We start from the raw sequence: 20,209 nt of genomic DNA, 5'->3' as shown, positions 1-20,209 counted from the left end.
GAGAAGGAAGCCCATGGCAACGACCACACCAGCCGGTGTGCGGGCTCACGCGAAGCACGGCGGAGGGTCCGCCGGCGACGCTCCGATGACCCACCGGCAGATCATGGAGGCCCTCTCCGGACTGCTCCTCGGCATGTTCGTGGCGATCCTGTCGTCCACGATCGTCTCGAACGCCCTCCCGGAGATCATCGGCGACCTCGGCGGCGGCCAGTCCGCCTACACCTGGGTCGTCACCGCCACCCTGCTCGCGATGACCGCGACGACCCCCCTCTGGGGCAAGCTCGCGGACCTGTACGACAAGAAGGCGCTCGTCCAGATAGCGCTCGTCATCTATGTGCTCGGATCGGCTGCCGCCGGTCTGTCGCAGAACCCCGGCATGCTGATCGCCTGCCGTGTCGTCCAGGGCGTCGGCGTGGGCGGCCTCTCGGCCCTCGCGCAGATCGTCATGGCCGCGATGATCTCCCCGCGTGAGCGCGGCCGTTACTCCGGCTACCTCGGCGCGACCTTCGCCGTCGCAACCGTCGGTGGCCCGCTGCTCGGCGGTGTCATCACCGACACCAGCTGGCTGGGCTGGCGCTGGTGCTTCTACGTCGGCGTTCCCTTCGCCGTCATCGCGCTGATCGTGCTCCAGAAGACCCTGCACCTGCCCGTCGTGAAGCGGGACGTCAAGGTCGACTGGGCCGGCGCGTTCTTCATCTCGGCCGCGGTCTCGCTGCTGCTGGTCTGGGTCACCTTCGCCGGTGACAAGTACGAGTGGCTGTCCTGGCAGACGTACGCGATGGTCGCGGGCTCGATCGCGCTCGGGCTGGTCTTCGTGTTCGTCGAGTCGAGGGCCAGCGAGCCGATCATCCCGCTGCGCCTCTTCCGCAACCGCACCATCACGCTGTCCTCCGCCGCATCGATGTTCGTCGGCGTCGCGATGTTCTCCGGCACGGTCTTCTTCGCCCAGTACTTCCAGCTGGCCCGTGACGAGTCGCCGACCATGTCCGGTGTGCTGACGATCCCGATGATCGCCGGACTGTTCATCTCCTCCACCGTGTCCGGGCAGCTCATCACCCGCACCGGCAAGTGGAAGGCCTGGCTGGTCGGCGGGGGTGTGCTCATCACGGCGGGCCTCGGCCTGCTGGGCACCATCCGCTACGACACCCCGTACTGGAAGACTGCCGTCTTCATGGCCCTGCTGGGCCTCGGCATCGGCATGATGATGCAGAACCTGGTGCTGTCCACGCAGAACCAGGTCGCCCCGAGCGATCTCGGCGCGGCCAGCTCCACGGTCACCTTCTTCCGTTCCCTCGGCGGTGCGATGGGCGTCTCGGCGCTGGGCGCCGTCATGGCCAACCGCATCGGCGACTACGCCCAGGACGGCATCGCGGGCCTCGGCCCCGACTACGCCTCCGTCGCCGCCGGTTCCAGCTCGGGGGACACCATCCCCGACATGGACGAGCTGCCGCTGCCGCTGCGCACGGTCATGGAGAGCGCGTACGGCCACGGCATCGCGGACGTCTTCCTGATCGCCGCCGCCATGGCCCTGCTGGCCCTCCTCATCACCCTGTTCATCAAGGAGGTCCCGTTGAAGACCAGGGGCGCGCTGGCGCAGACGGCCTCGGAGGCCACCCCCGCCGAGGCTCCGGCCGGGACCGAGGCGCGGGCACAGGCTCCCGCGGGTGACAAGGTCCTCGCCGGTGTCGGCTCCGCCGTCGAGGGCGGTCCCGAGGGCACCCAGCGGCTCGCGGCCGCCGCGACCGCCGACGCCCCCGCGGCCTCCTCGGGCGGCATCCCGGTCCGCGGTTTCGTCCGCGGTGCCGAGAGCGCGCCCGTCCCGCAGGCCGCCGTCACGCTGATCTCCCTCGCGGGCCGTCAGCTGGGCCGCTCGGTCGCGCAGGCCGACGGCTCCTACGGGCTGGACGCGCCGGGCACGGGGTCGTACGTCCTGATCGCCTCCGCCGACGGGTTCCAGCCGCAGGCGTCCACGATCGTCGTCAACGGCGAGCCGGTCGCGTACGACATCCTGCTCAGCGGGACCAGCGGGCTCGGCGGTGTCGTGCGGGCCGCCGAGTCGGGCGAGCCCGTCAAGGACGCCATGGTCATCGTCACCGATGTGCGCGGCGATCTGCTGGCCACCGGCACCACCGGCGAGCAGGGCGAGTTCGCCTTCACGGAGCTGGTGCCGGGTGCCGTGACCGTCGCGGTGAACGCCGAAGGGTTCCGGCCGCGCGCCCTGCCCGTCGAGGTGGGCGTGACCGGTGTGACCCGCGTGGAGTTGGTCCTCGACGCCGGGGCACAGGTCCAGGGCGTCGTCCGGGCGCCGTACGGTCCGCTGGCCGACGCGCGGGTGACGCTCGTCGACGCGGCGGGCAACGTGGTCGGCACCGCCACCACCGGGGCGGACGGGGCGTACGCCTTCACCGACCTCGACGGCGGCGAGTACACGGTCATCGCGACCGGCTACCCGCCGGTGGCCACCGCCCTGACCGTCTCCGGCACGGGCCTGGACGGCCACGACATCGAACTCGCCCACCCCGGCGAGTAGCACGACACGGCACCGGCCCGTGGCGGAGTTCCCCTGCCACGGGCCGGTCTTCTCCGAGGAGTTACGTGAGATGGGACTGACCGCGAGGATCCGCACCCGGGACGGATGGGCCGTGTCGCACGCGGTCGTCACGGTGACGGACATGACGGGCACGCAGGTGCTGCGCGCCGAGGCCGACGCGGAGGGCGGCGTACGCGACGCGACCCCGCTGGTGCCGGGGGCGTACACCGTGATCGTCACCGCCGTCGGATACGCGCCGGCCGCCGCGAGCGCGCTGGTCACCGCGAGCGGCCGGGCCGAGGTCGGCACGGTCACACTGGCCCGGCAGGGCGGCTCCGAACTGCCGCCGCCCGGCCCGTGGACCGTCGACCCGGCGCACTCGACGGTCGGCGCGGTCGCCCAGCACCTGGGCATCTCCAGCGTGCGCGGCCGGTTCACCGACTTCGGCGGGTCCGTCGAGATCGCCCCGGACGACGTCACCAAGTCCCGGGTGGAGGCGGTGATCCGGGCCGCTTCCATCGACACCGGCAACGGCATGCGCGACACCCACCTGCGCTCGGCGGACTTCCTGGACGTCGACGCCCACCCGGAGATCACCTACCGCTCGACCGGCGTGACGGCCGCGGGGCCCGACCGGTGGACGGTCCACGGCGACCTGTCGCTGCGCGGGATCGTCCGGCCCGTCGACCTGGACCTCGCCTACCTCGGCACCGGCGCCGACCCGTGGGGCGGCACCCGCGCCGCCTTCCGCGCGACGGCCGACCTGCACCGCGAGGACTTCGCCATCAACTACAACCAGGTCGTCCAGGCGGGCATCGCCGCGATCGGTACGACGCTCAAGGTCGAGCTGGACATCCAGGCCGTGCAGGGAGAGTCGCTGCCGCAGGCGTAGGACCGGCGGGGTCAGCCTCGACGGGCACCCCGGCGCCTACGCTGGCCCCATGGCACCGAACATCGCGACCAACACGTCCGTCTCCCTCGACGAGCTGCTGGACTTCGTCCGTCCCCGGCACCGCGCGATCCTCCTCACCCGGCGCGCCGACGGCAGCCCCCAGGCCTCGCCGCTGACCTGCGGGGTCGACGACTCGGGCCGGATCGTCGTGTCCACCTACCCGGAGCGGGCCAAGACGCGCAACGCCAAGCGCGACGAGCGGGTCAGCCTGCTCGTCCTGAGCGACGAGTGGAACGGCCCCTGGGTCCAGATCGACGGCACCGCAGAGGTCATCGACTCCCCCGACTCCGTCGAGCCGCTGGTCGAGTACTACCGCAACATCGCCGGCGAACACCCGGACTGGGACGAATACCGTGCGGCGATGGTCAAGCAGGGCAAGTCGATCATCCGCGTCGCACCGGAACGATGGGGCCCGGTGGCCACCGGCGGCTTCCCGGCACGACTCGCCCCGCAGGACTGACCACGTCCCCCGCCCCACAGGACCGACCAGGCCCGGCGGCCACCGACGGCTTCCCGGCACGGCCCGCCCCGCAGGAGTGGGAACCGAGCGGGGTCGTCTCAGCCTCGTTCCACCATCGCCTCGATGCCCGCGATCAGCAGGTCCAGGGCGAAGGCGAAGTCGCGGTCCAGCATCTCCGCGACCGTGTCGCCGCCGCGGGCCGCCATGAGGTTCTTGGACTCCTCGATGACCTCGGCGGTCTCCGGTACCTCGGTCACCTTGCTCATGGAGTGCTGGAAGTACTCGTCCGGGGTCATGCCCGCGTCCGCGACCCGGCCGAAGAAGTGGCCCTCGATCGTGCCGTAGCCGTACACGAACTGGAAGACCGCCGAGATGGCGCTCGTGATGCGGTGGTCGGGCAGGCCGGTGCGGCGGACCACCCGCTGGATCGTGCGGGAGAAGACCAGCGAGTTCGGCCCGATGTTGAGGTACCGCCCGGCGAGCGGCGACAGCCAGGGGTGACGGACCAGCAGCGCGCGGTACGACGCCGCCAGCGCCCGGAGTTGCTCGCGCCAGTCCTCGTCCGCCGTCTCCGGGTCGGGCAGTTCCAGTTCGCCGAAGGCCGCGTCCAGGGCGAGTTCGAGCAGGTCGTCCTTGGTGTCGACGTACCAGTAGACGGACATCGCCGTCACGCTCAGCTCGGTCGCCAGCCGGCGCATGGAGAACCTGTCCAGACCCTCCGCGTCCAGCAGCCGTACGGTGACCTCGGTGATCCGGTCCCGGTCCAGCCCCGACGGCTGGCCCCCGCCCCGCCCCCGGCGTGCCTTGCCCTGCAGCCAGACGCTGGTCCGCGCGGCCTGCTCGGCAGCCTTCACCATGGCGCACCTCTCTGGGGGTTCTCCGGGTCACTGCTGATGACGATGCTAGGCGGCAGCCGAGCCTTCAAGGGCGCGTGGCCGTGCCGATGGGCAGCTCACGCGGCCAGGACCTCCGCGTCCTTCCTCGCCGCCCTGCGCAGCAGCACCGCCGCCACCAGACCGCCCAGCAGCACGGCCGCCGCGCCCACCAACTGACTGCTCTCCAGGCCCGCGGCGAACGAGTCGACCACCCGGCCTTGTTCCTGCGCCGAGCCCGCCGCCGCCAGCGCTTCCGGCAGGGACTCCGCCGCGAACCGCGAGTTGAGCACCGCCCCGAGCACGGCCACGCCCAGCCCGGTCCCGAACTCCGCGAGCGTGCCGTTGATCCCGGCACCGACCCCGGCCTTGGCGGGCGGTATCGCACTCATGATGGCGTGGGCCATCGCCGGGCTGGCCAGCGCGGTGCCGACGCCGATGAGCAGCAGCCCGGCCAGCGTCCCGGCGTAACCGCCGGAGGCCGTTGTGGCGATGGCGACCAGCCCCGCCGACATCGCCGTCATGCCGGTCAGGATCGACGCCGGGCCGCCCAGCCTCGCCAGCCACCTCGCCGATATTCCGGTGAAGTTGAGGGCGACGACGGTCAGCGCCAGCGGCGCGGTGCGCAGGCCCGCCTCCAGCGGGCCGTATCCGAGGACGAACTGGAGGTGCTGGGTGAGCAGGAAGAGGGCGCCGCCCATGCCGAAGGCGACCAGGACCATGCCGGCGACGGCGCCCGTGAACCGGCGGTCGCGGAAGAACTGGAGGTCGAGCATGGGGTGCGGGATGCGGCTCTCCCACCAGCCGAACAGGGTGAGCGCGGTCACCGCGACGACCGCGCTCAGCAGGACCCGGCCCGCCGTCCAGCCGTGCGAGGGACCGGAGATGATCACGAAGACGAGTGAACTCATGCCGATCGTGGAGAGCAGCGCGCCCAGCAGATCGGGGCGGTCGCCCTGCGGGTTCTTCGACTCGGGGACGAGGGCGACGACGGCCACCACACCCAGAGCGGCGACCGGCAGGTTGATCAGGAAGATCGCGCCCCACCAGAAGTGGTCGAGCATGAAACCGCCGACGAGCGGGCCGACGGCGAAGCCCAGCGAGTTGACCGCGGCCCAGATGCCGATCGCCTTCGGCTGCTCCTCGGGCGTGAAGATCTGCATCGCCACGGCGAGGGTGGTGGTCACCAGCAGCGCCCCGCCCACGCCCATCCCGGCGCGCGCCGCGATCAGCTGGCCGGTGGTCCCGGCGAGGGCGGCCGCCAGGGATCCGGTGCCGAACAGGGCCAGGCCCGCAATCAGCATCTTCTTGCGGCCGTAGCGGTCGGCGGCACTGCCCGCGGTGAGCAGCAGGCCCGACTGGACCAGCGAGTAGGCGTTGATCATCCACTGGATGTCGGAGGTGGTCGCGTCCATCTCGCGGGTGAGCGAGGGGATCGCCACGTTCAGGACGGTGTTGTCGAGCAGCACCGTGAGCTGTGCGAGGCAGATCACGCCGAGGATCAGCCAGCGCTGGGGGTGGCCTTGGGGGTGGCTCTGAGGGGACGACGAGGACACGGTCATGTTCTACAGCGTAGAATGATCCCTATACGGCGTACAACACAGGGGCGGGCACAGACGCGAAGGAGGGCGGTGACCACGGTCACCGCCCTCCCCCCTCGACTGCCGGACGACAGCCGGACGTCAGCCGGTCGCCTCCTGCGTCAGGTCGTAGAAGGTGGCCGAACCGACCGGGACCTGCTTGAAGTTGGCCTCGATCCACTCGGTGATCTGGGCGGACGTGCCGTCACTGCTCCCGCCCATGGCGCCGCCGCCCGATCCGCTGCTGATGAAGTAATGGATCTTGCCGTCGGCGACGTACTGCTTGAACTGCGCCAGCGTCGGGGACGGGTCGGTGCCGTTGAAGCCGCCGATCGCCATCACCGGGTCGCCGGTGGCCAGTTGGTAGCTCGCGGCGTTCTGGGAGCCGATGGCCGCCCCGGCCCAGGTGTACTTGTCGGAGTCGGTGTCGAGCAGCTTCTTGGCCTCGTCGGTGACGGTGGCGCCGTTGATCAGACCGCCCACGCCGCCTCCGCCGCCGCCCATCCGGCCGCCGTCGCCGTTCGTCTGCCCACCGGGGGCGGTCTGGCCCTGGCCGGGCGTGCCGCCCGGGAAGCCGCCGCCGTTCTGCTGGCCCTGACCCTGCTGACCCTGCTGACCGGGCACGCCGCCGCCGAACCCGCCACCGCCGCCGCCCGGACCGCCCCGGCCGCCGCCCATCATGGACGCGCCCGCCGGGCCCGCCGTCGGGATGGAGCCGGTGTGCGCGGAGTTCACGGTGCTCAGCGTGTACGCCGTCGGTCCGGCCAGCGCCGCGACGATGCTCACGGCCGCCGCCGCGAGGGCGAACCGCCGGGGCAGCCGGCCCGCGAAGACCAGGCCGAGCGCGCCGGCCAGGCCGCCGACCAGCACCAGCCACTTCAGCCAGGGCAGGTGGTCCGGGGTGCGGTTGAGCAGAACGTATCCCCAGGCCGCGGCTGCCACGGAGGCGGCGGCCAGGGTGAGCGAGGCCCAGATCTCGGACCGCTTCTCCCACAGGATGCCGGTGCCCATGCCGATCACGGCGGCCATGTAGGGGGCCAGCGCGATCGTGTAGTACTGGTGGAAGATGCCGGCCATGAAGCTGAAGACCAGGGTGGTGATCAGCAGCGAGCCGCCCCAGACCAGGAACCCGCCGCGGGTCACCGAGGTCCGCTTCAGCTTGCGGGTGGCCACCAGGCCGGCGGTCAGCAGGATCAGCGCGGCGGGCAGCAGCCAGGAGATCTGGGCGCCGATCTCGGAGTTGAACATCCGGTCCCAGCCGGTCTCACCCCACTGACCGGTGCCGCCACCGCCGCCACCGCCGCCGACGCTTCCGGTCTCTTCGCCGTTGAGGCGGCCGAGCCCGTTGTAGCCGAAGGTCAGCTCCAGGAACGAGTTGTTCTGCGAGCCCCCGATGTAGGGGCGGGAGGAGGCGGGCCACAGTTCGACGATCGCGACCCACCAACCGCCGGAGACGACCAGCGCGGCCGTCGCCAGGGCCAGCTGCGAGAAACGCCTCTTCAGCGAGACCGGCGCGCAGACGGCGTACACGATCGCCAGCGGCGGCAGGATCAGGAAGGCCTGGAGGGTCTTGGCGAGGAACGCGAAGCCGATCGCGACCCCGGCCCACACCAGCCACTTCGTGCGGCCGTCCTCCAGGGCGCGGACCACCAGGTAGCAGGCCACGGCCATCAGCAGGGCCAGCATGGCGTCCGGGTTGTTGAACCGGAACATCAGCGCGGCGACCGGGGTGAGGGCGAGCACCGTGCCCGCGATCAGGCCGGACGCGGGGCTGAAGCGGCGGCGCACGGAGGCGTACACGACGGCGACCGAGCCGACGCCCATCAGCACCTCGGGGACGAGGACCGCCCACGAGTTCAAGCCGAAGATCTTCACGGACAGCGCCATGGGCCACAGGGCGGCCGGGGGCTTGTCGACGGTGATGGCGTTGGCCGAGTCCAGCGAGCCGAAGAAGAAGGCCTTCCAGCTCTGGCTGCCGGCCTGTACGGCCGCGGAGTAGAAGGAGTTCGCGTAGCCGGAGGCGCTCAGGTTGTAGAGGTACAGGACGCAGGCGGCGAGCAGCAGTGCGAGGAAGGCCGGGCGCGCCCAGCGGGGGTCCTCGGGCCGGCCGCGCCAGACTCTGGCGGCGAGGGGCCGCTTCGGCTCGCCCGGACCGAGGGCCGGGGCGTCCGGCGCGGGAGGGGCCGTCTCCGGCTCGCTCCAGGTGGCCGTAGCGGCCGTGCCGCCCGAGCCGGCCGTCCGAGCCGTGTCGTCGAGGTGGGTGGTCATCGGGCGTCCCTCGGGTCGGTGTCGTGCGGGCGCACCGGCTGCAACCGGATGGTGGCGTCCCTCCCCCACTCTCGGCTTCGCTCGAGCGGGGGCACCCCCACGGTGCCGTCCGCGGCTTCGCCGGCGCGGAACTGGGTCGTGGCGCTGTTCTGGGAAGGGGTGTGGGGCCGCTGCGGCAGCGGACCGGGCGCGGGGTACGTCGGTGCGGCGGCGGTCCTCGTCGGGGGCTGGACCCGGTGCTGGGCCTCGGGCTCCTCGTCGCCCCGCCGGTCCGGGAACACCCAGGCGCGGAAGAGGAGGAAGCGCAGGACCGTCGCCGCGAGGTTGGCGGCGACGAGGACGGCCAGCTCGGTGGCGTGCGCCGGGTCGGACGTCGCCGCGTCGAGCGCGAAGAGGGAACCGCTGGTCAGCGCGAGGCCGATGCCGAACACGACCAGGCCCTGCGCCTGGTGGCGGACGGCGTCGGCCCGGCCGCGCACCCCGAAGGTGAGCCGGCGGTTGGCGGCCGTGTTGGCGACCGCGGAGACGAGCAGCGCGAGCGCGTTGGCCGTCTGGGAGCCGGAGAACTGCCGGAAACCGCTGTAGAGCAGCAGGTAGAAGAGGGTGGACAAGCCACCGACGACACAGAAGCCGACGAGCTGACGGGCCAGGCCCTTGGGTACGTCCATGATCTCGCGGTCGCGCGGATCGTCGCCGAACGGCCTGGTCAGCCGGTCCAGAGGAAGCGAACCGGTGGCCAGCGCCCGGCCCACGCGCCATACCCCTTTCAGATCGTCGGTCGCCGTCTTCACGATGTGCACCGTGGAGTCCGGGTCGTCGACCCAGTCGACCGGCACCTCGTGGATACGGAGTCCGGCTCGTTCGGCGAGCACCAGCATCTCAGTGTCGAAGAACCAGCCCGTGTCTTCCACCAGCGGGAGCAGAAGTTGCGCCACATCGCGGCGGATCGCCTTGAAGCCGCACTGGGCGTCCGAGAAGCGGGCCTGGAGCGAGCCGCGCAGGATCAGGTTGTAGGAGCGGGAGATGAACTCCCGCTTGGCCCCGCGCACCACCCGCGAGCTGCGGGCCAGCCGGGACCCGATCGCCAGGTCGGAGTGGCCCGAGATCAGCGGCGCCACCAGCGGCAGCAGCGCGTTGAGGTCGGTGGACAGATCGACGTCCATGTAGGCGAGGATCGGGGCCTCCGAGGCCGACCAGACGGTCCGCAGTGCCCGGCCGCGGCCCTTCTGCTCCAGCCGGAAGGACCTCACCTCCGGGACCCGCGCCTCCAGCAGCCTCGCCACATCCGGGGTGCTGTCCGTCGACGCGTTGTCCGCGATGGTGATGCGGAACGGGTACGGGAACGTCCGCGTCAGGTGGTCGTGCAGTCTGCGGACGCAGGGCTGGAGGTCCTTCTCCTCGTTGTAGACGGGGATCACTACGTCCAGGACAGGCGTACCGGCGGTGTCGGCCGGGAGGTGCTCCCGCGCCGGCAAGGTGCCGGGAGAAGAGTCGGTTCGCATGTCGACGACTTTCGTCAGGCGCCCTGTTGCACCCATGTGCTGGCCCTGTGCTGGCCCTGTGAGTCCTGCTGCCAGTTCGTTTCGGGCGCGGGACGGGGCAGGGCGGGGGCAAGAGCGGGCAGGTGCACGGTGAAAACGGTCCGTCCGGGCACGCTGTCGACGGTCACGGCACCGCCGTGCGCGGTCGCGACGGCCTCCACGATGGCGAGGCCCAGGCCGGTCGAGCCGGTGGCCCGGGAGCGCGCCGAGTCGCCGCGGGCGAACCGTTCGAAGACACGCGGGAGCAGGTCCGCCGGGATGCCCTGGCCGTTGTCCTGGACGTCCACGCACAGCCACGGGCCCCGCCGCTGCACGCTCGCGGTGACGGTCGTACCCGGCGGTGTGTGGGTGCGGGCGTTGGCGAGGAGGTTGACGAGGACCTGTTGGAGACGCGCCGAGTCGGCGGACACCAGGGCGGGCTCCTCGGGGAGTTCGAGGCGCCATACGTGGTCGGGTCCGGCGGCGCGGGCGTCGCTGACGGTGTCGATGACGAGGGGGACGAGGTCGGTCCGCTCGAACTGGAGCGGGCGGCCCGCGTCGAGGCGGGCGAGCAGCAGCAGATCCTCCACGAGGAAGGTCATCCGGCCGGCCTCGGACTCGATACGGCCCAGCGCGTGCCGGGTGTCCGGTCCGACCTGCTCGCGTCCGCGGCGGGTCAGTTCGGCGTAGCCCCTGATGGAGGCCAGGGGGGTTCTGAGTTCGTGGCTGGCGTCCGCGACGAACTGGCGGACCCGCATCTCGCTCTCCTGGCGGGCGTGCAGGGCGCCGTGGACGTGGTTCAGCATCCGGTTGAGCGCGGCGCCGACCTGGCCGACCTCGGTGTGCGGGTCGGTCTCGGACTCGGGGACCCGCTCGGAGAGGTTGACCTCGCCGGTGTGCAGCGGGAGTTCGGAGACCCGGGTGGCGGTGGCGGCGACCTTGCGGAGGGGGCGCGTGGCCAGGCCGACGAGCACACAGCCGGCGATGACGGCGGCACCGAGACCGGCGGCGGTGACGCTGATCTCCACGAGGATCAGCGTGTTGACGGTGCTGTCGACCGCGGCGGTCGGCAGGGCGACGTAGTAGCCGGACCCGTCGTCGCCGTGCACATACGCCACCAGGTAGTCGCCGAGGCCGGGAATGGTCACGGTGTGCGTGCCGGTCGTGGACACGCCCTCGAACACGGAGCGCTGGGCCGCGCTCAGCGGCGTGGCCTTCATCTGCTGACGGATGTCGTCGGACACCCGGTCGGCGACGGCGGCCTTGGTGATCGTGCCGTCGGCGGCGACCTCCGCGGCCACGGTCTTCTCCTGTGTCGGACCGTTGGTGACGAAGCCGTCGACCCGGTCCTCCACGAGGGTGGTCTTCTCACCGTCCCTGCCGAACGGCGGTCCCGAGAGCCGCTTGCCGGCGTCGAAGACCTGATCGCCGAGCTGCTCGTACAGATGCGACCGCAGGGCCAGCGTCGTCACCGTGCCGATCACCGCGCAGACCACCGCGATCAGCACCACCGACGCGACGACGAGCCGGGTCCGCAGGGTGCGGGGCTTGCGGGGCTTGCCTGCTCGCTTCTGCGCACGCGGCCGTCGTCGGCCGCTCATGACGCGGCGGGCTTGATCAGGTAACCGGCGCCGCGCCGCGTGTGGATCATCGGCTCGCGCCCGGCGTCGATCTTGCGGCGCAGATACGAGATGTACAGCTCGACCACATTCGCCTGGCCGCCGAAGTCGTAGGACCACACACGGTCGAGGATCTGGGCCTTGCTGAGCACGCGCCGCGGGTTGCGCATGAGGAAGCGCAGCAGCTCGAACTCGGTGGCGGTGAGGTGGATGTTGTCGCCGCCCCGCGAGACCTCGTGGCTGTCCTCGTCGAGGGTGAGGTCGCCGACGACGAGCACCGACTCGGAGCGGCGGTCGGCGGCGCCGGAGCGGCGGATCAGCCCGCGCAGCCGGGCCACGACCTCTTCGAGGGAGAACGGCTTGGTGACGTAGTCGTCGCCGCCCGCGGTGAGACCGGCGATACGGTCCTCGACGGCGTCCTTCGCCGTGAGGAACAGGACGGGAACGTCCGGCAGCTCACGGCGCAGCCGGCCGAGGACGGTCAGCCCGTCCATGTCCGGCAGCATCATGTCGAGGACGACGGCGTCGGGCCGGAAGTCGCGGGCGGTCTGGATGGCGCCCGTGCCGTCACCGGCACTACGGATCTGCCATCCCTCGTAGCGCAGGGCCATGGACAGCAGTTCGGTGATCGACAACTCGTCGTCCACCACAAGCACTCGGACGGGGCTCCCGTCCGGCCTCAGCAGTTCGGTGCGCCCCTGGGGCGAGGTCGTGGTCATGGAAGACACCATGTCGGGGTCCTCTGAGAGCACGCTTTCCCCTGTCTGTGATTTCCCTGAGAAACGCACAGCAGGCTCTCAGGAAAGCGCGGTGCGGGCGCGCTCGGGCGGCCCGTCCGTCCGCGTATGACCCGCTTCCGCGGCCGGGGCGGACTGGTGGAGTGCCTGACTCCGCGGTGGAGACCCTGGGGAATCCTGGGAGTTCCTTGAGAAACCGGCACCCGCCGGGGGCTCAGTCCGGCAGGGCGGCGAGCCACTCCGTGAGGAGGCGGTTGAACTCGGCGGGCCGCTCCTGCTGGATCCAGTGGCCGCAGCCGTCGAGGAGGTGTGAGGCGACCAGGCCGGGCAGGGTGGTGGCGTGCGCGTCGATCGCGTCGGCCAGCCAGGTGGTGGAGGCGTCCAGCCGGCCGGCGACGAACAGGGACGGCTGGGTGACGGGGGCACCGTCCTGATCGGCGAGGTCCTCCCAGTCCCGGTCCATGTTCCGGTAGCGGGCCAGCGCCCCGCTCAGCCCGGTCCGTTCGAACTCCGCCGCGTAGACGTCGAGTTCCGCCTCGCCGAGCCAGCCGGGCGGTCGGCCGGCGGGGAAGCGGTCGCGCATCCGGCCGCCGCGGGGGACGAAGTACGGGCTCGGCGCGTCGGGGGCGGGCATCGTGTCGGCGGACAGGGCCGCGTAGAAACCGGCGAGCCAGCCGCGTACGTCGGGCTCGATCTCGGCCTCGGCGCGGCCGGGTTCCTGGAAGTAGGAGACGTAGAACTCCTCCTCCGCGCCCGCCATCCCCGCGAAGATCTCGCTGGGCCGCGGTCCGCCGCGCGGGGTGTAGGGGACGCCGAGCAGTCCGACCGCGCGGAAGACGTCCGGGCGGAGCAGCGCGGAGTGGGCGGCGATGGCCGACCCCCAGTCGTGGCCGACGACCACCGCGGTCTCCGCACCGAGGGCGCGCACCACGGCGGCGTTGTCCGCGACCAACTCCCGCATGCGGTACGCCTCCGGGGCGGCGGGCCGGGAGGAACGGCCGTAGCCCCGGACGTCGAGGGCGACCGCGCGGTATCCGGCGGCCGCGAGGGCGGGCAGTTGATGACGCCAGGAGTACCAGGACTCGGGAAACCCGTGCACGAGAAGCACCAGCGGCCCGGTGCCCTGCTCCACGAGATGGATCCGGCCCGCGGGAGAAGGGACCGTCCGGTGGGTGACGTCCAAGGCCTGCTGCGACATGAGAACTCCACAACTGCGGATCTACGGCCCCGGCCGGCCGGGGGTGGCACCCCGAGCCGGTCGGAACCCCGTCGCCAGCATCCTGCGGGGAGGATCCCGGGCGGGGCGAGGGGGCTTGCCGATTCGGCAAACCGGGGGAGGGGCGGGGCGGTCGCCTCAGAACAGCTCGTCCTGGAGATGTCCGGCCGGCTTGTCGAACTCCCTTACCGGAACGGTCACTTCACCCGCTCCCCCGGCCGGGACCAGTTCCCAGCCCCGCATCAGCCGGGTGTCCAGTACGACGACTCCCGCCGCCGTCGCCAGATGCAGATCCGGTCCGGCGGCGGCGACCAGCTCCCCGCTCACCGCGCCCCCGGCGACCAGCTCGCTCACCGAGCCGGCGGCGGCCGGTGTCCCCGCCAGCCCGAAGACCTCCATGTGGTCGACGGCCAGGAAGGGCTCCCGCGTCAACGACTCCGGCCAGTCGCCCAGTCCGACCGCCCTCGCGTGCAACTCGCGGGTCTCCAGCGCCCGGTCCCCCTCCGCCACCGGCAACTCGGCCCGCACGGCCCGCTTCTCGGCGTACGGGATCCGGTCCGGGACGCGCAGCGCGGCCCTCAGCAGCTCCTCGGTGCGCCGGGCGGCCATCAGAGGGCCGGTGCCGAGCCAGCTGAAGGAGACGGCGCCCTGCTCCAGCAGCCGCGCCGAACCGCGCCCGACCGCGGTGATGCCGACCTTGACCAGGCCGGGGCCGAACCAGGCCAGGTACACGCGGTACGGCCGCGGATCGTCGGCGACACCGTCCGCGGCGACGGAGTGCGCCCGGTCCAGCCGCCCGCACTCCTCGCAGCGCGCCCCCGTGCTCCGCGCCGGCACGGCCGCCCGCACCGGGCACGCATGCCCCCGCGCCCCCGAACAGGCCCGCACACCCCCTTCCGCGACCCCGAAAGCCACCCGCTTCCCCCACGACAGCGGGCTACGACGCCCCCCGTCCCACATCAGCTCGGGCCCCGCCTCCGACCAGCGCAGCCCCGTGCACTTCCATGCCTGTGCCATCACCCACCACGGTAGGCGCCGCCACTGACAACGCCCCCTCGGCCACCCGTCCGCGCCCCGCGAGCCGGCACCCCACGCACCCGGGATGACCGGCCCGTGCCTCCAGGTCCCGCAACCGCATGCCCCACTCGGCCCGTGGCCGCACGCCCGGCGGCTTGCCCCACCCGGACAGGTGCAGCACCCACGTGACCAGTGCGCTCAGCGCCACGACCAGGAGCCCCGCCCCCACCAGCACCCCGGACACGGCACACACGCCGACCCCCGCCACCGAGGTGCCGACGGTGGCGACGGCGACCCCGGTCCAGCCGGCGACCGTATGCCCTTCGTCGTACAGAGACATGGAACCCTCACGCTCTAAGAAGTTTAGGTAGCTAACCTCTTACAAGGTAAGAGAAACCGAAAGCAGATAACAAGGAGGCAGCAGAAACCGACCGCAGAGGGAGCACCGTCCCGCGATGACCGCCCAACCACCCCGTCCCCCCGCCACCCCCGCGCAGGCACTGTCGGCGATGGACGACCTCATCGCGGCCAGCCTGGTCGGCCAGCAGGAGATGGCCCAGCGCCTGGGCCTGAACGTCACCGACCTGACCTGTTTCGCCTACGTCATCCAGGCCGGCGAGGACCTCCTCACCGCGGGCGACCTCGCGACCCGCGTGCACGTCACCACGGGCGCCGTGACCGGCATCCTCAACCGCCTGGAACGGGCGGGATACGTCACCCGCCGCCCCGACCCCCAGGACCGCCGCCGCGTCCGCGTGGCCGCCGAACCCACCGCGGTTGCCCGCGTGTACGCCCTGTACGAGCCCTACTACGCCCGCCTCAACACCCTCTTCGCCGACTACTCCCCCGAGGAGATCGCCGTCCTCACGGACTGGTTCACCCGCGCGACCACACTGGCGAACACCTACCGGGAGGAGCTGCGGGAGCGGTGAGTCCGCCCCCGCCGCGAGTCGCTGCGTCAGAGAGGTGTGACCCGCACCGACGGCAGAGGAGTCACCATGGAAGGGCGCCTGAACTTCTACGGCAGCCCGCTCGCCGCCAAGCTCGTGAAGCACATCAACTCGGTCGGCGGGGAGATCACGGACTCGACGCTGCGGCGGCTGCGCAGGAGCTGGTGAAGATCCGCGCCAGCCAGATCAACGGCTGCGGATACCGCACCGACATGCACGTCAAGGACGCCGCGCACGCCGGGCAGACCGCGCAGCGCCTCCATCTGGTCGCGGCCTGGCGCGAGGCGAAGGTCTTCACCGACGCCGAGCGCACCGCCCTGGAACTGACCGAACGGGGGACCCGCATCGCAGACGCGGCCGGCGGCGTCACGGACGAGGCCTGCGGCGAACGCCGCCAAGCACTACGACGAGGACCGGCTCGTCGCCCCGGTCAGTTGATCGCAGTCATCAACACCTACGACCGTATGAACGTCATCGTCCGGCAGCCCGCCGGCGACTACCGGCCGGGTCAGTTCGGCTGGTCCCGTCGGCGGGCCCGAGGGAGGACGGGGTCAGGACCGCCGGCCTCCGAACTCCCACTCGTGGACCTCGATCCCGGCGTACCGGTCCTGGGTCAGGACGGCGCGTGCCGCGTCCGGGTCCGGCGCCCGGACCAGCACCGCCGTCCCGAGCCAGGCGCCGCCGTCGTCGGACAGCAGCGGCCCGTACGCGATCAGCTCGTCGCGGGCGTCCGGTACGTCGAGATCGGCGGCCTCGCCCGCGCCGAGCCCGAGGACCAGGTACCGCTCGCCGCCGTCCCGGCCGCCGGGGAAGTCCCACATCGTGCGCCCCAGCAGGTTGCGCCACCGCCGCAGCATCACGTCCCGGTAGGCACCGGCCTGGTAGTTGGGCTCGTCGAACGCGAACGCCCGCGCGGCGGCCGGATCCGGCAGGTCGACGATGTGCACGCTGCCGGTGAGCACTCCCTCGTCGAAGGTCGGCCCCCGGGCGATCAGCTCCGCCTCGTACCGGTCCATGTAGGCCCAGTGCTCCTCCACCAGCTCGGTACGCAGGGCGAGAGAGCCGGGCCGGTCACGGTGATGACAGAAGAACTCCATGCGCCCAGTCTCGGTGAACACCCTGGGGGGCGGGACCGATCCACCGGACCAGGCCTCTCCGCGGCCCCCGTCCCGTATCCCGAGGTGCTTGCCGCCTCGGCCGTCTCGTACTACCGCCTGGCCCGAGCCGGCGCCGCCCTGGACGCCGCCTCCAGGAACTGGACCGCTGGGCCGAGAAGCTGAAACAGGCCCTGGGACGCCCCGGCCCCGGCTGATCGACGAAGACGGCACGCGGTACCAGGCGCCCTCCCCGGCCCCTTTGACCGCGCGTTTCGCGCCTCCCCGCGCCGGGCATCCGGCGGGAGCGCCGGGGCAGCCCGTGGGCAGGTCGATGAGGCAGGGTCGGAGGGAAGCAAGGTGACGGTTCCCGCCGGGAGGTGATGACCATGGGCGGCAATGCGTGTTCCGGTGGCGGTGACGCCGAGGAGGAGACCTGCCTCCGGCTTCGACCCACTGATTCTCTTCAACCGTCTGGTGCACACCTGCCGGGGACCGCTGGAGGTGGACGCGGCGGCGGTGATGGCCGACGACGGCCGGGGCACCCTGAAGACGATGGCGGCCACGGAGGACGGCGCCGCGTTCATCGAGCTGCTCCAGATGCAGACGGGCCGCGGCCCCTGCATGGACTGCTTCCGCACCGGCGAGACCCGTGGCATCCCGGACATCACCGCCGAACGGGACCGCTGGCCGAGGCTGGTCCGCGCCTTGCTCGACAACGGGTACCGGGCAGTGCACACCGTCCCGCTGCGTCTGCGCGATCGTGCTCTGGGAGCCGTGACCCTGCTCGACGCCCGGGTCGGGAACCTCTCCGAGGGCGACGCGCACCTGGCTCAGGCACTGGCGGACTCAGCGGCGCTGTCGCTGATGCACTGGTCCACGGAACCGAGGCGTGTCGACGACGTCGTCACCCGCGTGCGGAGCGCCATCGCGGCCAAGGCCGCGCTGGAGATCGCCAAGGGGATGATCGCCGCGTACGGGGGCATCGAGGTGAGTGAGGCAGGGCGCCGCCTGATTGACTACGCCCGCCGTCACCGGGTGAGTCTCGCCGACACGGCACACGCCCTGGTGAGCCGCACCATGGACCCGACCGTCGTCGTCGGTGATCCGTACGGCTCGTGAGGCCGGGAAGCTCCCGGTGGGAGCTAGCCGGCCCTGCGACGCCGAGCCGTGGCCGACTCGGGGATGAACTCCGGCCCGTCGTCGGGCGGGAAGTTCTCGTTCTCCGCGAACACGAAGTCTCCGAAGTCCGGTGCCTGGAAGGGGTTCGCCGTCGGAGGCGGCGACGTCGCGGTGGCACTGCGCGGCGCCCCTTCCGGAGCGGAGAACAGCGAGGTCGAGTCGATGAGAGGACTCCCATTCGTTACAGGTCCGTGAGGAAGCTGGTGTGCCGTGACCGGGCACGGCGGGTTCTACAGCTTGGTCAGCTTGGGGTACGGGCTCAGGATCCGCTGTTGCGCCGAGCCGAAATCCACGAGTACCGCGATTCCCTCCTCGATGCCGATCACCCGGCCGAGGCCGTACATGTCGTGCGTGACCTGGTCACCCACGGCGAACTCCTTGGGCGGCGGCGCGACCGGGGCCTTGAAGGGGCTGGTGGGCAAATAGCGCTTCGATGCAGCAGGCTTTGTCATTGCTTCCAGTATGCGCCTGCCCGCAACCCCCCGGCAGCGCTCGAACGCCCCCACTACCGCGGAAGCCGGGGTTCCCCGTCCAGCGGGGTGGCCCACTCGCGGAACAGGCGCAGCACCTCGTCGAGGTTGAGCGGCCCGCACGACGCCTGGAAGACACCGTCCGACACCCGCGTCATCGCCCAGTCGGAAGCGCTGCGCCGAACGACGGTCCGCGAGTAGGGCCGGCCGGCCAGCGACGTCTCTTCGAGGTCGATGTCCACCGACCAGCCCGGATTCTCGAGCGTCGCGATCCGCCCCCCCCCACGCGTGCTCCCAGTCACCGTCGCACCGGGCTCGGTACCACCGCTGCAACCAGCCGAGTTCTCCACCCGCGTCCACCACGGCCGCTGATCGTACGCAGGCCGGCGGCCGGAGGCGCAGTCACCGAACGGGAAACGCAAGAGGCCCCGGATCTCTCCGGGGCCTCTTGTCCGTGTGCACTCGGCAGGATTCGAACCTGCAACCTTCTGATCCGTAGTCAGATGCTCTATCCGTTAAGCTACGAGTGCTTGTCTTTCTTCTGTTTTCTGTCTCCGGTCCCGGCCCTTCCGGCCCGCTCGCGGCGACAGGAAGAACATTACATGACAGCCGCCGCCATGTGAAATCCGATTCCCATACCCCTTGTGACCTGCGAGAAGGCCCGATTTGGGGGGCAGTCGGAGGCGGGCCGGGAACGACGAAACCCCGGTCGCGGAGGACCGGGGCTTCGACGTCGAGCGGAGGCGGAGGGATTTGAACCCTCGATGGGATTGAAGTCCCAAACCGCATTAGCAGTGCGGCGCCATAGACCGGACTAGGCGACGCCTCCACACAGCCACTCGCGTGTGTGCGAGTGGCGCGTGCAGATGATGACACAGTCGAGCGTCGTGTCACCAATCGGCGTCCACGGTACTAGGCGGGCGGCCCGCAGGGCAAAGGCATTCGCCGGGCGGAACGTCCCCGGCGGCGGGGCGTTAGGCAGGCCATGGTCCAGGTCACACCGCTCCGGCGGCTCCTTCTCATCCTCTCCGCCGCCTCCGCGGTGGCCGTCACCGGCTCCCTCGGCGCCGGTTCCGTCACCGCCCACGCGGGCCCCGGCGCGGCCCGGCCGCCCCTCGCACCGCCGCCCGCCGGCGATCACCTCACCGTGACCGTCCGGGGCGCGGGCGGGGGCGCCGACGGGACGTTCGCGGTGCGCTGTCACCCGGGCCGCGGGAATCACCCGGACGTGTCGGGGGCCTGTGCCGCCGTGGACCGCAACACCCGCTGGGGGAGGGACGCCTTCGCGCCCGTGCCGGAGGGCAGCGTGTGCACCATGCGATACGGCGGTCCGGCCACCGCGCATGTCACCGGCCGGTGGGCCGGGCGGCCCGTCGACACGACGTTCGAGCGCGGCAACGGCTGTCATATCGAACGCTGGGACAGGTTCGTGCCGCTGCTGCCGGAGGTGGGTCGGGCACTGACCCGGCCCTGACCCCGGAGAAGGCGGGCCGAGGGCGGTCGACCCGGTTCCGTTCCGCCGCCGCCCGGACGGGCCCGCCGGACGGCGGTCCGGCGCCCCCGCCACCCCACAGATTTCGCACAGGTTTCCCATGGCAGAAGCACCCGTCGCGTAAACGTCACGCGAAGGTCCCGCGAAACCGGGGTGGGCGGTCATACGTTCTGTGTCACTTCGTCGTGCGAGCTGCCTCTCATCCGGCGCCGCGAGCACGACCCCAGCCCTTAGACTCCCTCGCGTGACA

Annotated in this window: 18 protein-coding genes, 2 tRNA genes and 1 pseudogene; 7 read left to right on the top strand and 14 right to left on the bottom strand. The window is 71.7% G+C overall.

Annotated features, from left to right (window positions below; all coding sequences use genetic code 11):
* The first annotated feature begins 13 nt into the window (after nt 1–13).
* The 3 genes from ACFWJX_RS12095 (at nt 14) to ACFWJX_RS12085 (ending at nt 3,942) form a co-directional block, all read left to right on the top strand.
* The gene (locus ACFWJX_RS12095) at nt 14–2,530 is read left to right on the top strand and encodes an MFS transporter (protein ID WP_383240594.1); all 2,517 of its coding nucleotides are present in this window, start codon (nt 14–16) and stop codon (nt 2,528–2,530) included.
* A 70-nt stretch (nt 2,531–2,600) separates the two neighbouring features.
* Complete coding sequence (locus ACFWJX_RS12090; RefSeq protein WP_383240591.1) at nt 2,601–3,422, top strand: YceI family protein; 822 nt, start codon at nt 2,601–2,603, stop codon at nt 3,420–3,422.
* A 49-nt stretch (nt 3,423–3,471) separates the two neighbouring features.
* Entirely contained in the window at nt 3,472–3,942 is a 471-nt protein-coding gene (locus tag ACFWJX_RS12085) for a PPOX class F420-dependent oxidoreductase (protein WP_383240588.1), read from the top strand.
* Nucleotides 3,943–4,040: 98 nt separating this feature from the next.
* Here the strand turns inward: ACFWJX_RS12085 and ACFWJX_RS12080 are convergent, their stop codons facing one another.
* The 9 genes from ACFWJX_RS12080 to ACFWJX_RS12040 all read right to left on the bottom strand — a co-directional run bounded on the left by ACFWJX_RS12080 (nt 4,041) and on the right by ACFWJX_RS12040 (nt 15,111).
* A complete protein-coding gene (locus ACFWJX_RS12080; RefSeq protein ID WP_383240585.1) occupies nt 4,041–4,799 on the bottom strand; it encodes a TetR/AcrR family transcriptional regulator in 759 nt (252 codons plus the stop codon).
* 95 nt (nt 4,800–4,894) lie between these two features.
* Nucleotides 4,895–6,376, bottom strand: coding sequence for an MFS transporter (locus tag ACFWJX_RS12075; RefSeq protein WP_383240582.1), 1,482 nt, complete (start codon nt 6,374–6,376; stop codon nt 4,895–4,897).
* Nucleotides 6,377–6,496: 120 nt separating this feature from the next.
* The gene (locus ACFWJX_RS12070; RefSeq protein ID WP_383240579.1) at nt 6,497–8,662 is read right to left on the bottom strand and encodes a glycosyltransferase family 39 protein; all 2,166 of its coding nucleotides are present in this window, start codon (nt 8,660–8,662) and stop codon (nt 6,497–6,499) included.
* Complete coding sequence (locus ACFWJX_RS12065; RefSeq protein WP_383240576.1) at nt 8,659–10,164, bottom strand: glycosyltransferase; 1,506 nt, start codon at nt 10,162–10,164, stop codon at nt 8,659–8,661. The genes ACFWJX_RS12070 and ACFWJX_RS12065 overlap by 4 nt, the downstream gene beginning before the upstream one ends.
* Nucleotides 10,165–10,178: 14 nt before the next feature.
* On the bottom strand, nt 10,179–11,783 hold the full coding sequence (locus ACFWJX_RS12060) for an ATP-binding protein (RefSeq protein ID WP_383240573.1): 1,605 nt from the start codon (nt 11,781–11,783) through the stop codon (nt 10,179–10,181).
* Nucleotides 11,780–12,520, bottom strand: coding sequence for a response regulator transcription factor (locus ACFWJX_RS12055; RefSeq protein WP_252555963.1), 741 nt, complete (start codon nt 12,518–12,520; stop codon nt 11,780–11,782). Before ACFWJX_RS12055 ends, ACFWJX_RS12060 begins: the two co-directional genes overlap by 4 nt.
* Nucleotides 12,521–12,752: 232 nt before the next feature.
* Nucleotides 12,753–13,736 carry an alpha/beta fold hydrolase gene (locus ACFWJX_RS12050; protein WP_383240570.1) on the bottom strand — a complete coding sequence of 328 codons (984 nt, stop codon included), beginning with the start codon at nt 13,734–13,736 and terminating at the stop codon, nt 12,753–12,755.
* 156 nt (nt 13,737–13,892) lie between these two features.
* The gene (locus ACFWJX_RS12045) at nt 13,893–14,771 is read right to left on the bottom strand and encodes a DUF2797 domain-containing protein (RefSeq protein WP_383240567.1); all 879 of its coding nucleotides are present in this window, start codon (nt 14,769–14,771) and stop codon (nt 13,893–13,895) included.
* Entirely contained in the window at nt 14,692–15,111 is a 420-nt protein-coding gene (locus tag ACFWJX_RS12040; protein WP_383240564.1) for an HGxxPAAW family protein, read from the bottom strand. The genes ACFWJX_RS12045 and ACFWJX_RS12040 overlap by 80 nt, the downstream gene beginning before the upstream one ends.
* Nucleotides 15,112–15,226: 115 nt before the next feature.
* Here ACFWJX_RS12040 and ACFWJX_RS12035 point away from each other — a divergent pair, with 115 nt between their 5' ends.
* Both ACFWJX_RS12035 and ACFWJX_RS12030 read left to right on the top strand, forming a co-directional pair.
* Nucleotides 15,227–15,703 carry a MarR family winged helix-turn-helix transcriptional regulator gene (locus ACFWJX_RS12035; RefSeq protein ID WP_383240561.1) on the top strand — a complete coding sequence of 159 codons (477 nt, stop codon included), beginning with the start codon at nt 15,227–15,229 and terminating at the stop codon, nt 15,701–15,703.
* 66 nt (nt 15,704–15,769) lie between these two features.
* Nucleotides 15,770–16,239, top strand: a pseudogene (locus ACFWJX_RS12030) (carboxymuconolactone decarboxylase family protein); the annotation flags it as partial.
* A 33-nt stretch (nt 16,240–16,272) separates the two neighbouring features.
* Here ACFWJX_RS12030 and ACFWJX_RS12025 read toward each other — a convergent pair.
* The gene (locus tag ACFWJX_RS12025; protein ID WP_383240558.1) at nt 16,273–16,818 is read right to left on the bottom strand and encodes a YciI family protein; all 546 of its coding nucleotides are present in this window, start codon (nt 16,816–16,818) and stop codon (nt 16,273–16,275) included.
* Nucleotides 16,819–17,214: 396 nt separating this feature from the next.
* Here ACFWJX_RS12025 and ACFWJX_RS12020 point away from each other — a divergent pair, with 396 nt between their 5' ends.
* Nucleotides 17,215–17,937 carry a GAF and ANTAR domain-containing protein gene (locus ACFWJX_RS12020; RefSeq protein WP_383240555.1) on the top strand — a complete coding sequence of 241 codons (723 nt, stop codon included), beginning with the start codon at nt 17,215–17,217 and terminating at the stop codon, nt 17,935–17,937.
* Between the two features lie 290 nt (nt 17,938–18,227).
* Here the strand turns inward: ACFWJX_RS12020 and ACFWJX_RS12015 are convergent, their stop codons facing one another.
* From ACFWJX_RS12015 to ACFWJX_RS12000, 4 genes are all read right to left on the bottom strand, one after another.
* Nucleotides 18,228–18,449 carry a hypothetical protein gene (locus ACFWJX_RS12015; protein WP_383240552.1) on the bottom strand — a complete coding sequence of 74 codons (222 nt, stop codon included), beginning with the start codon at nt 18,447–18,449 and terminating at the stop codon, nt 18,228–18,230.
* A gap of 53 nt (nt 18,450–18,502) precedes the next feature.
* Nucleotides 18,503–18,709 (bottom strand): Imm53 family immunity protein, encoded by a 207-nt coding sequence (locus ACFWJX_RS12010; RefSeq protein WP_383240549.1) that lies wholly within the window; start codon nt 18,707–18,709, stop codon nt 18,503–18,505.
* Nucleotides 18,710–18,924: 215 nt separating this feature from the next.
* Nucleotides 18,925–18,997, bottom strand: a tRNA-Arg gene (locus ACFWJX_RS12005).
* A gap of 208 nt (nt 18,998–19,205) precedes the next feature.
* Nucleotides 19,206–19,296: transfer RNA gene (locus ACFWJX_RS12000), tRNA-Ser, on the bottom strand.
* Nucleotides 19,297–19,452: 156 nt separating this feature from the next.
* On the opposite strand from ACFWJX_RS12000, the gene ACFWJX_RS11995 reads away from it, so the two are divergent.
* Nucleotides 19,453–19,941 (top strand): SSI family serine proteinase inhibitor, encoded by a 489-nt coding sequence (locus tag ACFWJX_RS11995; protein ID WP_383240546.1) that lies wholly within the window; start codon nt 19,453–19,455, stop codon nt 19,939–19,941.
* Nucleotides 19,942–20,209 lie beyond the last annotated feature (268 nt).

The sequence above is a fragment of the Streptomyces sp. NPDC058335 genome (genome assembly GCF_042723915.1).
In the GTDB taxonomy this organism is placed as follows: Bacteria; Actinomycetota; Actinomycetes; order Streptomycetales; family Streptomycetaceae; genus Streptomyces.
The sequence above is the reverse complement of the archived record's forward strand: the minus strand, read 5'-3'. Positions and strand labels throughout refer to the sequence as shown.

Excerpts from the sequence above, each read along its gene's own strand:
- ACFWJX_RS12095 (WP_383240594.1), top strand. The coding sequence starts at position 14 with ATGGCAACGACCACACCAGCCGGTGTGCGGGCTCACGCGAAGCACGGC.
- ACFWJX_RS12090 (WP_383240591.1), top strand. The coding sequence starts at position 2,601 with ATGGGACTGACCGCGAGGATCCGCACCCGGGACGGATGGGCCGTGTCG.
- ACFWJX_RS12085 (WP_383240588.1), top strand. The coding sequence starts at position 3,472 with ATGGCACCGAACATCGCGACCAACACGTCCGTCTCCCTCGACGAGCTG.
- ACFWJX_RS12080 (WP_383240585.1), bottom strand. The coding sequence starts at position 4,799 with ATGGTGAAGGCTGCCGAGCAGGCCGCGCGGACCAGCGTCTGGCTGCAG.
- ACFWJX_RS12075 (WP_383240582.1), bottom strand. The coding sequence starts at position 6,376 with ATGACCGTGTCCTCGTCGTCCCCTCAGAGCCACCCCCAAGGCCACCCC.
- ACFWJX_RS12070 (WP_383240579.1), bottom strand. The coding sequence starts at position 8,662 with ATGACCACCCACCTCGACGACACGGCTCGGACGGCCGGCTCGGGCGGC.
- ACFWJX_RS12065 (WP_383240576.1), bottom strand. The coding sequence starts at position 10,164 with ATGCGAACCGACTCTTCTCCCGGCACCTTGCCGGCGCGGGAGCACCTC.
- ACFWJX_RS12060 (WP_383240573.1), bottom strand. The coding sequence starts at position 11,783 with ATGAGCGGCCGACGACGGCCGCGTGCGCAGAAGCGAGCAGGCAAGCCC.
- ACFWJX_RS12055 (WP_252555963.1), bottom strand. The coding sequence starts at position 12,520 with ATGACCACGACCTCGCCCCAGGGGCGCACCGAACTGCTGAGGCCGGAC.
- ACFWJX_RS12050 (WP_383240570.1), bottom strand. The coding sequence starts at position 13,736 with ATGTCGCAGCAGGCCTTGGACGTCACCCACCGGACGGTCCCTTCTCCC.
- ACFWJX_RS12045 (WP_383240567.1), bottom strand. The coding sequence starts at position 14,771 with ATGGCACAGGCATGGAAGTGCACGGGGCTGCGCTGGTCGGAGGCGGGG.
- ACFWJX_RS12040 (WP_383240564.1), bottom strand. The coding sequence starts at position 15,111 with ATGTCTCTGTACGACGAAGGGCATACGGTCGCCGGCTGGACCGGGGTC.
- ACFWJX_RS12035 (WP_383240561.1), top strand. The coding sequence starts at position 15,227 with ATGACCGCCCAACCACCCCGTCCCCCCGCCACCCCCGCGCAGGCACTG.
- ACFWJX_RS12025 (WP_383240558.1), bottom strand. The coding sequence starts at position 16,818 with ATGGAGTTCTTCTGTCATCACCGTGACCGGCCCGGCTCTCTCGCCCTG.
- ACFWJX_RS12020 (WP_383240555.1), top strand. The coding sequence starts at position 17,215 with ATGCGTGTTCCGGTGGCGGTGACGCCGAGGAGGAGACCTGCCTCCGGC.
- ACFWJX_RS12015 (WP_383240552.1), bottom strand. The coding sequence starts at position 18,449 with ATGACAAAGCCTGCTGCATCGAAGCGCTATTTGCCCACCAGCCCCTTC.
- ACFWJX_RS11995 (WP_383240546.1), top strand. The coding sequence starts at position 19,453 with ATGGTCCAGGTCACACCGCTCCGGCGGCTCCTTCTCATCCTCTCCGCC.